The sequence below is a fragment of the Cupriavidus sp. GW823-FHT07B10 genome (genome assembly GCF_058794355.1).
The window spans coordinates 219,093-230,195 of sequence record NZ_JBXAGS010000007.1; the positions used below are offsets into that span (position 1 = coordinate 219,093).

Annotated in this window: 9 protein-coding genes; 6 read left to right on the forward strand and 3 right to left on the reverse strand. The window is 70.1% G+C overall.

The features are described from left to right. The first annotated feature begins 99 nt into the window (after positions 1 to 99). The 3 genes from AC1Q6V_RS17520 (at position 100) to treY (ending at position 7,561) form a co-directional block, all read left to right on the forward strand. Positions 100 to 2,643: a glycogen/starch/alpha-glucan phosphorylase gene (locus AC1Q6V_RS17520; protein WP_011617310.1), complete on the forward strand. Its 2,544-nt coding sequence runs from the start codon at positions 100 to 102 to the stop codon at positions 2,641 to 2,643. 218 nt (positions 2,644 to 2,861) lie between these two features. Next, on the forward strand, positions 2,862 to 4,868 hold the full coding sequence (treZ, locus tag AC1Q6V_RS17525; RefSeq protein WP_454750248.1) for a malto-oligosyltrehalose trehalohydrolase: 2,007 nt from the start codon (positions 2,862 to 2,864) through the stop codon (positions 4,866 to 4,868). Then, complete coding sequence (gene treY, locus AC1Q6V_RS17530; protein ID WP_454750247.1) at positions 4,868 to 7,561, forward strand: malto-oligosyltrehalose synthase; 2,694 nt, start codon at positions 4,868 to 4,870, stop codon at positions 7,559 to 7,561. The genes treZ and treY overlap by 1 nt, the downstream gene beginning before the upstream one ends. Positions 7,562 to 7,593: 32 nt before the next feature. Here the strand turns inward: treY and AC1Q6V_RS17535 are convergent, their stop codons facing one another. After that, positions 7,594 to 8,229 carry a hypothetical protein gene (locus tag AC1Q6V_RS17535; RefSeq protein ID WP_010814551.1) on the reverse strand — a complete coding sequence of 212 codons (636 nt, stop codon included), beginning with the start codon at positions 8,227 to 8,229 and terminating at the stop codon, positions 7,594 to 7,596. Positions 8,230 to 8,647: 418 nt separating this feature from the next. Between AC1Q6V_RS17535 and AC1Q6V_RS17540 the strand changes: the two genes are divergently transcribed. Genes AC1Q6V_RS17540 through AC1Q6V_RS17550 form a run of 3 tightly spaced genes read left to right on the forward strand, consistent with a single transcriptional unit; the run spans position 8,648 to position 9,692 of the window. Continuing rightward, complete coding sequence (locus AC1Q6V_RS17540; RefSeq protein WP_010814552.1) at positions 8,648 to 9,013, forward strand: BON domain-containing protein; 366 nt, start codon at positions 8,648 to 8,650, stop codon at positions 9,011 to 9,013. A 34-nt stretch (positions 9,014 to 9,047) separates the two neighbouring features. Continuing rightward, positions 9,048 to 9,278, forward strand: coding sequence for a hypothetical protein (locus tag AC1Q6V_RS17545; RefSeq protein WP_010814553.1), 231 nt, complete (start codon positions 9,048 to 9,050; stop codon positions 9,276 to 9,278). A 30-nt stretch (positions 9,279 to 9,308) separates the two neighbouring features. Beyond that, positions 9,309 to 9,692: a hypothetical protein gene (locus AC1Q6V_RS17550; protein WP_010814554.1), complete on the forward strand. Its 384-nt coding sequence runs from the start codon at positions 9,309 to 9,311 to the stop codon at positions 9,690 to 9,692. A 102-nt stretch (positions 9,693 to 9,794) separates the two neighbouring features. On the opposite strand, the gene AC1Q6V_RS17555 is transcribed toward AC1Q6V_RS17550, so the two are convergent. Then, complete coding sequence (locus AC1Q6V_RS17555; RefSeq protein ID WP_037024227.1) at positions 9,795 to 10,655, reverse strand: endonuclease/exonuclease/phosphatase family protein; 861 nt, start codon at positions 10,653 to 10,655, stop codon at positions 9,795 to 9,797. A 24-nt stretch (positions 10,656 to 10,679) separates the two neighbouring features. Next, positions 10,680 to 11,030 carry a hypothetical protein gene (locus AC1Q6V_RS17560; protein ID WP_010814556.1) on the reverse strand — a complete coding sequence of 117 codons (351 nt, stop codon included), beginning with the start codon at positions 11,028 to 11,030 and terminating at the stop codon, positions 10,680 to 10,682. Positions 11,031 to 11,103 lie beyond the last annotated feature (73 nt).

An 11,103-nucleotide genomic window follows, 5' to 3' on the forward strand; every position in this document is an offset into this window, starting at 1 on the left:
CCGCAAAAAGTGCCGCTTGCAAGACCAGCTCCGCGATCTCCCTGCAGGGATTGCTCCATCCACTAAGCTTGACCCACGTACATGCGCAGGAGCCTCGCCATGAAGGAATCTGTCCGGCCCGAGCATGCCGATGACACCCGTACCGCCCTGTCCGGCGCCAGCCTGCGCCGGGCCTTCCTCGACCACGTCTTCCATACCCAGGGCAAGCTGCCCGGCCACGCCAGCCAGAACGATCTCTACCAGGCAGCGGCGCATACCGTGCGCGACCGCCTGGTGCAGCGCTGGATCAGCACCGCCGAGGCCTACCTGGGCCAGCCCTCGCGCACCGTCGCCTACCTGTCGGCGGAATTCCTGATGGGCCCGCACCTGGGCAACAACCTGATCAACCTGGGCATCTTCGACGAGGTGCGCGAGGCCATGGCCGCTGCCGGGCTGGATCTAGACCGCATCCTGGAGCAAGAGGTCGAGCCGGGGCTGGGAAATGGCGGCCTGGGCCGGCTCGCGGCCTGCTTCATGGATTCGCTGGCGACGCTGGAAATCCCCGCGCTCGGCTATGGCATCCGCTACGAGTACGGCATCTTCCAGCAGACCATCATCGACGGCATGCAGGTGGAATCCACCGATACCTGGCTGCGCAACGGCAACCCCTGGGAGATCCAGCGCTCAGAGTGGGCCGTGCAGGTGCGCCTGGGCGGGCACACCGAGCACTACACCGACGACCGCGGCCACTACCGCGTACGCTGGGTGCCGGCCAAGACCGTGGTGGGTGTGCCGTTTGACTCGCCGATCCTGGGCTACCGCGTCAATACCGTGAACACCCTGCGGCTGTGGCGCGCGGACGCCACCGAGGCGTTCGACTTCCATACCTTCAACCGCGGCGACTACCTGGGCGCGGTCAGCAAGAAGGTCACTTCCGAGAACCTGACCAAGGTCCTCTACCCCAACGACGAGACCAGCCAGGGCAAGGAGCTGCGGCTGGAGCAGCAATACTTCTTCGTCGCCTGTTCGCTGCAAGACATGCTGCGGCTGCTCGCCGTCGACGGCATCCCGGTGACGCGCTTCCACGAGAAGTTCGCGGTGCAGCTGAACGACACCCACCCGGCCGTGGGCATTGCCGAGCTGATGCGGCTGCTGGTCGACGACCATGACCTGCCCTGGAACGAGGCCTGGCACATCACGCAGAATGCCTTTGCCTACACCAACCACACGCTGCTGCCCGAGGCGCTGGAGCAGTGGCCGCTGCCGCTGTTTGCCCGGGTGCTGCCGCGCCATCTCGAGATCATCCTGGAAATCAACGCGCGCTTGCTGGACGAGGTGCGGATCCGCTTCTACGGCGACGAATCGCGCCTGGCACGGCTGTCGCTGATCAGTGAGTACGGCGAAAAGCAGGTGCGCATGGCCAACCTGGCGTGTGTGGGCAGCCACGCCATCAACGGTGTGGCCGAGCTGCACTCACGGCTGATGCGCGAGGACGTGCTCAAGGATTTCTACGAGATGTGGCCGGAGAAGTTCACCAGCATCACCAATGGCGTGACGCCGCGGCGCTGGCTGGCGCTGTCCAACCCGCGCCTGACGCGGCTGGTGTCGGAGGCGATCGGCGACGGCTGGATCTCCGACCTGGCGCAGCTCCGCGCGCTCGAGCCGTATGCCGAGGACGCGGGCTTTCGCGAACAATGGCAGGCCGCGCGGCACCAGAACAAGGTGGCGCTGGCCGAGCTGGTCCGCGAAACCACCGGCGTGGTGGTGGACCCGTCCTCCATGTTCGATGTGATGGTCAAGCGCATCCACGAATACAAGCGCCAGCACCTGGCGGTGCTGCATGTGATCGCGCTGTACCACCGCATCAAGTCCGACCCCGGCACCGAGATCCAGCCGCGCACCTTCCTGTTCGGCGGCAAGGCGGCGCCGGGCTACGCCTATGCCAAGCTGATGATCCGCTTCATCACCTCGGTGGCCGACGTGGTCAACCGCGACCCGCAGGTGCGCGACCGGCTCAAGGTTGTGTTCCTGCCCAACTTCAATGTCACCTACGGGCAGCGCATCTACCCGGCGGCCGACCTGGCCGAGCAGATCTCGCTGGCGGGCAAGGAAGCGTCCGGCACCGGCAACATGAAGTTCGCGATGAATGGCGCGCTCAATATCGGCACCATGGACGGCGCCAATATCGAGCTGCGCGAAGCCGTGGGCAACGACAACTTCTTCCCGTTCGGACTGACCGCGCCGGAGGTCTATGGGCTGCGTGCAAGCGGCTACGACCCTGCCGCCTACTACCACAGCAACCCGCAGCTGCGCGCAGTGATCGACCTGGTCCAGCAGGGCTTCTTCTCGCGCGGGGACCCGGGGCTGTTCCGTCCTCTGTTTGACCCGCAGCAGAGGCACGACCCCTACCTGCTGATGGCCGACTTCGCCTCCTACATCGAGTGCCAGGAGAAAGTCTCCCAGGCCTTTGCCGAACCGGCGCGCTGGCAACGCATGTCGGTGCTGTCGTGCGCGCGCTCCGGGCGCTTTTCATCGGACCGGGCGATCCGCGAGTATTGCGAGCGCATCTGGCACATCGAGCCGGTGCCGGTGCGGCTGCTGCACCGCGCCAGCGGTGCGCCCTGGCAGGTTGAATCTCCGGCGCACGCCCCGCGCGCCGCCTAAGGCGGCACTGCGGGCGTGGGCTAGCGCACGTCCGCATCGCGCAGGTAGTTTCTACAATGGCCCATGTAACAAAGCCCGCGCTGGCGCTTGCCCCCGCCAGCCCGCGGCCTCGCCAAGCGTTGTCCTGCGGGCATGGAGTTCGCATTGTGCCAAGACCGGCCATCCGGCCGGCTCTCCCTTTGCATTCCCCACGGCCGTCCCAAAGCCAGGAGCCGAATTTGCACGCCAACCCGTTTCTGCTCGCCCCCGGCGCCCGCTCCGCCATGCCCAGCCTGGCCCCGCACGACTGCTTTGCAGCGCCCACTGCCGCCGGGCCGCTGGGCCTGCCCGGCAACGACGACAATGCGCACGACTACCTGTTCGGGCCGGCCTGGTTGCCGGACGGCCGCGTGCGGTTCCGCCTGTGGGCCCCGGACGCAGCCGAGCAAGGCCAGGCGGTACGGCTGGAGATCGCCGGGCTCGGTCCGGTGCGCATGGCGGCCGGCGCCAACGGCTGGTTCGAGGCCATCGTTCCGTGCTGCAATGGGGCACGCTACTGGTTCCGGCTTGACGACGGCACCACCGTGCCCGACCCGGCCTCGCGCTGCCAGGCCGACGATGTGCACGGGCCCAGCATCGTGCCCGCGCCCGACGCCGCCGGCGCCTTTGCGTGGGCGTGTCCGGACTGGCGCGGGCGCCCCTGGCATGAAGCCATCGTCTATGAGTTGCACGTGGGCCTGTGCGGCGGCTTTGCCGGCGCGGCGCAGCAGCTGCCGCGGCTGGCGGCGCTGGGCTTCACCGCGGTCGAGCTGATGCCGGTGGCGGAGTTCCCCGGCACGCGCAACTGGGGCTATGACGGCGTGCTGCCGTTCGCGCCGGAGTCCGCCTACGGCACCCCGGACGAACTGCGCGCGCTGGTGGACCGCGCCCACCAGCTCGGCATGATGGTGCTGCTGGACGTGGTCTACAACCACTTCGGGCCGGAGGGCAACTACCTGCACCGCTACGCCAGCGCGTTCTTCCGCGCGGACCGGCAGACCCCGTGGGGGCCGGCCATCGATTTCCGCCGGCCGCAGGTGCGGCGCTTTTTCACCGAGAACGCGCGCTACTGGCTGGAGCAGTTCCGCTTCGACGGCCTGCGCCTGGACGCCGTGCACGCGATCGAGGACGAAGGCTGGCTGGCGGCGCTGCCCGGCGAGCTGCGCACCATGCTGGCCGAAGGCGACGGCGCCAGCCGCCATCTCCACCTGGTGCTGGAAAACGACAACAACGATGCCGAACTGCTGGCCAAGGGCTACGACGCACAGTGGAACGATGACGCCCACCATGCCCTGCACGTGCTGCTGACCGGCGAGGGCGACGGCTACTACTGCGACTACACGCGCTGTGCCGATGAGGGCGAGGATGCGGCCGCGGGCCGCGGCGAGCCCGCGCTGCGGCATCTTGCGCGCGTGCTGGGCGAAGGCTTTGCCTACCAGGGCGAGCTGTCGGCGCACCGCTCTGCCGCCGCGCCGGACGTGCCGTCAAGCGCGGACAGCGTGCGCCGCGGACAGCCCAGCGCGCACCTGCCGCCCACGGCCTTCGTCTGCTTCCTGCAGAACCACGACCAGACCGGCAACCGCGCACTGGGCGACCGGCTGGCCGGCCTGGCGGACCGCAATGCGCTGCGCGCGGCGGTGGCGCTGCAGTTGCTGTGCCCGCAGGTGCCGCTGGTGTTCATGGGCGAGGAAACCGGCACGCAGCGGCCCTTCCTCTACTTCACCAGCCACCCGCCCGAACTGGCGCAGGCCGTGCGCGACGGCCGGCGCCGCGAGTTTGCGGCTTCCACGGCATTCCGCGACGATGCGCGCGCCGCGGCCATCCCCGATCCCAACGACCCGGCCACCTTCGAGGCGTCGCGCCCCGAGCTGGAAGACGACGGCGACTGGACCCCGTACTACCACGAGCTGCTCGCGGTGCGCCGCCGTGAACTGCTGGACCGGCTGGCCGGCTGCCAGTCGGCCGGCGTCGATATCCTGGGGCCGGCCGCGCTGTGCGCACGCTGGCGGCTGATGGACGGCATGGAGCTGAGCCTGTGGCTGAACCTGGGCAGCGAAGCCGTGCCATGCATGCGGCCATGCCACGACATGAGCGCGGCGCTGCATGAAAGCCTGCCCGGCGCCGCGGCCGAGCTGTCCGCGGGCATGCTGCCGCCGCTGGCCTGCGTCGCCACCATGTGCGAGCCCGCAGCGGCGCGCGCCAGATAATGCCCGCCGGCTTGCCGGAATCCCTGCCAGGCAGCCATGGCGATGGCGATGGCGGCGACCATGACCTGCCCCGCGCCACCGCGCGGCTGCAGCTGCACCCGGGCTTTACCTTTGCCGATGCTGCTGCCGTGGTCGACTACTACGCCGCGCTCGGCGTCAGCCACCTGTACCTGTCGCCTGTGTGCAGCGCGCGGCCCGCCTCCACCCATGGCTACGATGTCACCGACTTCACCCGCGTGCGCGACGAGCTGGGCGGCGAGCCCGGCCTGAAAGCGCTGGCCGGGCGCGCCCGCGCCGCCGGCCTCGGCCTGGTGCTGGACATCGTGCCCAACCACATGGCGGCCGACCCCACCCACAACCACTGGTGGCGCGACGTGCTGACCCACGGACGCGCCAGCCGCTGCGCCGCCAGCTTCGACATCGACTGGACCCCGCGCGACCCCGCCCTGCATGGCAAGGTGCTGCTGCCGATGCTGGGCCAGTCCTACTGGGACACGCTGGTGGCGGGCGAGCTGCAATGGGTGCCTGCAAGCGCAGACGATGCCGCCCACCTGCGCTACTTCGAGCACTCGCTGCCGCTGGCGCCGGGCAGCGTGGATGCCGCCGCCGCAACCCAGCCCGGCTGGTACGACCCCACGCAGGCCGAAGGCCGCACCCGGCTGCACGCACTGCTGGAGCGCCAGCACTACCGGCTGACCTGGTGGCGCACCGCCGCCGCGGCACTGAACTGGCGGCGCTTTTTCGAGATCAGCGATCTCGTCGGCGTGCGCGAGGAAGACCCGCAGGTATTCGACGCCGTCCACGCGCTGGTCTTCCGCCTGCTGCGCGAAGGCTGGATCGACGGCGTGCGTGTCGATCATGTCGACGGCCTGGCCGATCCTGCCGGCTACTGCCGCCGGCTGCGCGCCGAACTGGACCGGCACGCCGCCGCGCGCCCGCCGTTGCTGCGGCTGGCGCACCCGTGGCTGGTGGTCGAGAAGATCCTGGGCCCGCGCGAACGGCTGGCGCCGGACTGGCAGGTGGATGGCACCACGGGCTACGACTTCATGGACGAGGTTGCCGCCGTGCTGCACGACGGCAACGGCGAGGCGCCGCTGGGCGCGCTGTGGACTTCGGCCAGCGGCGATGCGCGCCCGTATGCCGCCCATGTCGCGGCGGCACGGCGCCAGGTGCTGGAGCGGCACCTGGTAACCGAGTACGAAGGCGCCGCCGCCTGCCTGCACGACTGCGCGAAGCAGGAGCCCGGCACGCGTGACCTGACACGCGCGGCGCTGCGGCGCGCGCTGGCCGCGCTGATGGCGGCGGTGCCCGTCTACCGCAGCTACTTTGACGCGCAACCCGGCGCACGCGACGCCTCTGCCGCACAGGCCGACCATGCCATGCTGGACCAGGCCATGCAGGCGGCGCGCGCCGACCTCGCCCCGGACGAGGCCGTGGCACTGGCCTTTATCGGCGGCTGCCTGCGCACGCCAGCCCCGCCCGACAGCGAAACCGGCGTGCTGCGCCGCCGCCTGCAGCAACTGATGCCCGCCCTGGCAGCCAAGGCCGGCGAAGACACCGCGTTCTACCGCTACGGGCGGCTGCTGTCGCGCAACGAGGTAGGCAGCGACCCCGGCACGCTGGCGCTGCCGCCGGCGCAGTTCCACGCGCGCATGGCGGCGCGGCGCATGGCCTGTCCTCATGCCATGCTGGCCACTGCGACCCACGACCACAAGCGCGGCGAGGACACACGCATGCGCCTGGCCGTGCTGAGCGAGATGCCCGCTGCCTGGGCCGAGGCCGTGGCGGCATGGGAACGCGCCTGCACACCGCTGCTGTCGACGCTGCCGCAGGCCCCGGACCCCGGCGACCGCCTGATGCTGTACCAGACCCTGGTCGGCGCGTGGCCGATGGAGGACATCGGCAAGCCTGCAGGCAGCAACACCGTCGAGGCCTTCCTGGAGCGCGTGTCCGCGTGGCAGCTCAAGGCCATCCGCGAAGCCAAGCGCCACGGCAACTGGACCTGCCCCGACGCAGCCTACGAAGCCGCGTGCGAGGGCTTCCTGCGCGCCATCGCGGCGGACTGGCCATCGGGTGTGCTGGCGCATATCGGCCAGTTTGCGCAGCACATTGCCGTGGCAGGCGCCGTCAACAGCCTGGCACAGGTGCTGGTCCAGCTGACCGCACCAGGCATCCCCGACCGCTACCAGGGATGCGAAGGCTGGGACCTGAGCCTGGTAGACCCCGACAACCGGCGCCCGCCCGATTTTGCGCAACTGCGCGCGCGCCTGGGCTGCAGCGCTGGCTGGGCCCACTGGCTGGCGCACTGGCGCGACGGGCGCATCAAGCAGCAGCTGATACGCCAGGTGCTGGCAGTACGCCACGCCCATCCCCGGCTCTTTGCCGACGGGCAATACAGCATGCTGGCGGCGCAAGGCGCGCTGGTGCCGCAGGTGCTGGCCTTTGCCCGCACCGCGGATGCGCACCAGGCCATCACCGTGGTGACGCGGCTGGTGGCCACGCAGGTCGACCCGACCATGCCGCGCATCCCGCCCGCGGGCTGGGGCGACACCGCCCTGAACGTGGGCGCGCCGCAGCCGAGCCGCTGGACCGATGCGCTGACCGGCCACGTGCTGGACGCACCCATGGGCCGGCTGCGCCTGCGCGAGGTGCTGGGCGGCTTGCCGGTGGCGCTGCTGCTGCGCCAGCCGTAAGCGGCCCAGGGGCAGCGCGAACGCTCGCGGCCTCAGGACTTCTGCACCGCCGTGTGCAACACGATCGGCGTCAGCGGGCCATGGTGATGGCGTGGCGTGCCATGCGGCGCCGCCTGGCCGTGCTGCGGCGGCTGCGCGCCGTCGTGCGGCCCGCGCCTCGCCTGGCCGGGCGAAGCGCCGCGTTCCTGCGGCAGGTAGGGCCGGATCACGACGGCAACGTAATCGTCCTCCTTGGGCGTGACAACGATATACGCCAGGCCCGACATCACCAGGCCGACCTCACCGAGCTCGGTCGCGATGCGCGCCACGATAAAGCGCTGCAGCAGCAGCGGGTTGACGCTGTCGTCAATCGCAAGCGCGGCCGTGCAGATGGTCAGGAAGCAGCGCTCGACCTCGCGGCACACCACCACCACCTCATCGATGGCGTAGCCCGAGCGGCTGGCGCGCACCAGCACCGACACCCCCGAGCTGGGCGCGGCGCGGTGCCAGCCCGGCTTGACCTTGAAGCTGGGCAGGGCCAGGCCGGAGCCGGTGTCGTGGGCCACGGCATTGAAGCGCTGGGCGAAGTCCGTGGGCGTCATCGCAAGCAGCTGGCGCTCCACCGGCGCCGAAGACACCGAGACGGACGAGGCCAGGACGACGGTGGACAGGATGCTGGCTAGGTTCATGACTACCTCGCAACGGATGAGCCGCTCCCCCCCGGCTGCGCTGTCGGGCCCGGCGGCACGCGGCGCACAGGGGGCCGCCGCGGCATGGGGCCGGCGTTGCGGGCTGTGCTCGCCGGCACTTGCCGCTCGCCAGTTTTTGCCAGCATTTCCTCCACTATAGACACGACGGCACGCAATCACACGACGGCGCAAGCATCGCGCCGGTCATGCCGCGCGGGCGCTGGCAGGCTGCACATGCAGTTTCTGCCGCGGCTGTAAAAACTACGCCGTGTGCGCCGAACCGGCAGCGTCGCAAGCCGCACAGGACCCAGCTCCGCACCGGCTGCGCCGACGCCGGCGCCGGGAACGGAGCTTGCAGGTCAAAGGCAGATGCGGAGCAGGAATCGCCCTGCCCGCTGCCAAGTACAGGAGGATCGTCATGACACCACGCTTCCGCATCGCCCGCCTGGCGCTGCCTCTGGCGGTGCTGGCGATGGCCGCCTCCCAGGCCGTTGCGGCCGCCCCGACCGATGCGCCGGCGGCGCCGTCATCAACGGGCCGCACGGCCGCGCCGCGCGACACCGCAGCCGCCAGCGACCGCGCCATCACTGCCGAAGTCCAGGCCCGCCTGGCCAACGCGCGCACGCTGGACCCCGCCAGGATCCGCGTATCCACCACTGACGGCGTGGTCAAGCTGGAAGGCACCGTGCGCGACGATAAACAGCGTACGATGGCAATGGAACTGGCTCGTTCGGTGCGCGGTGTGAGCGCCGTATCCGACGAGCTGCGCGCCGGCACCGACTGACCGGCAGCGCCATGCCAACCTCCGTGGAGACGCCATGAGCACCCATCGCCAGCCCGACCATGACACCACGCGACGCCGCAGCGAGCGTCCCGACCCGCACAAGGGCGGCCCCGACACCGAACATGAACGGGGCAAGCCCGGGCGCGACCGCCGCCACGATGTCGAGCGCGAGCATGACATCCCGGATGAGAACACCGAGCCGCCTTCAGTCAGGCGCCGCGGCGACAGGCCCGATGACAGCGAAGCGCCAGTGGAGAACCACTGAATCCGCCGAGCCAACCGAACAGGAGGCACGATGAGCAAGACCGTACGTACCCACCGTATCGGCCCACGCCACGGTGACCGTGTGGGCGGCACCGCGCCCGCGCCGCGCGAAGGCGCGCAGGCTTCCGCCGGCCGCCGTTCGCGCGAGAACACCGCGTCCGGTGCCGCGCGCGCCGACGCGGGCCATATCCCGAGCACGCTCGACCCCGATCTCGAACAGGAAACCGACGATATCGACGAAGAAATCGAGCAACGCGAGAACGAGGCCCACACCGCGCAGGATGAGGAAAGCCCGGAGGAAGAGATCGCCGATGAAGTGATGCATGCCGCCGAAGACCTGCCGGCCGAAGTGCCGGTCGACAAGGCTGACCACACCGATGAGCGCGAGGAACGCCCACCCCGCGCACCGCGTTAGCTAGCGCCCGGCAAGGACGTATCCGTGCGGCAAGACGAACGGGGGCCCCGGTGCGCCCGGAACCCCCGTCTTGATCGGCCGGGACGCTCATCAAAGCCACCGCTATGTCGTACTGAGGTCTCCACCGTCATACTGCGGCGCTGCGGGCACCTCAAAGCGAGCCAGCAGCGGCAGGTGGTCGGAGGCCACGCGCGCCAGCGGCGAACGGTGGCTGGCCACCGACACCAGGTGCGCGCGCGGCGACACCCAGATGCGATCGAGGGCAAACACCGGCCAGCGCGACGGGAAGGTGGCGGTGTGCGGCGCATGCTCGAAATACGCATGCAGCCAGCGCAATGGCCGGCCCCACAGGAACCATTCATTGACGTCACCGAGCAGGATGGTCGGCAACGGCGGCGCGGCGGCCACGTAGTTGAGCAACTGCTGCACCTGGCGCCGGCGCTCGCCGGGGCGCAGGCCCAGGTGGGTGGCAATCACGCGCAGCGCGCTCTCCCAGCCCGAGGCCGTGCACGCCAGCGTGACATCGATGGCACCGCGCGGCTCGCAGCCCTTCACCGTCAGGTCGATCTGGTTCACCGCCTGCGGCGCAAAGCGCGCCAGCAGCGCATTGCCATAGTCGGCATTGCCGCGCACGCGCGTAAATCCAGAGACCACGTGCATGCCGGTATGGCCGGCCAGGTATTCCAGGGTATGGTCGTTGCTGCTGCCGGATTCCACTTCCTGCAGCGCGACGATATCGGCGTCCAGTTCCTCCAGCACCGCTGCGATGCGGTCAGGCCGATAGCGGCGGTCCGTGCCCACGGCGCGGTGGATGTTGTAGCTGACCACCGTCATGCTGGCGATGCCGGCCGCGTCCGCCGCGCAGTGCAGCCCTGCCCGCGCGCTGGCGACCGCAGGCGTGTCGCCAGGGTCACGCGCCTGGGCAGGATTTACAAGAGGCGGTAAGTCCGGTTGCATTCGCATGGCCGGCAGCGCTGGCCGCTATGCTCAGGCGCCATCCAGGAACGGGTTCGGCTTGCCGATGCGGCGGCCGAGGTCTGGGCTTTCCCAACGTGCGCCCTCCGTGTATGGATCCGGGGCGCGCTGCATGGTCGTGCCAGGCACGCCAGGCTGCGCCGGCACGGTCGAAGGCTGGGCCTCTGGCGCGGGTGCCAGGTCGGTTCGGGTGGGGGCGTTGGCGCCCTGGGTGTACGGGTCGAACTTGTCGGTGCTGCGCGCGCCTTGCGAATACGGGTCATAGGTGCCGCGCGGCGTGCCCGGCGCCTGCGCCAGGGCGGGGATTGCGGCAGCGGCTAGGGCCACGGCCGCAAGGATTCGGCTGGGACGGATATGCTTCATGGTTACCTCCGGTTGCGCGCGATGTGCACGCCAGTAGCCATGGTCAAGCGAAAGGCGTGCCCGTACGCCCTTC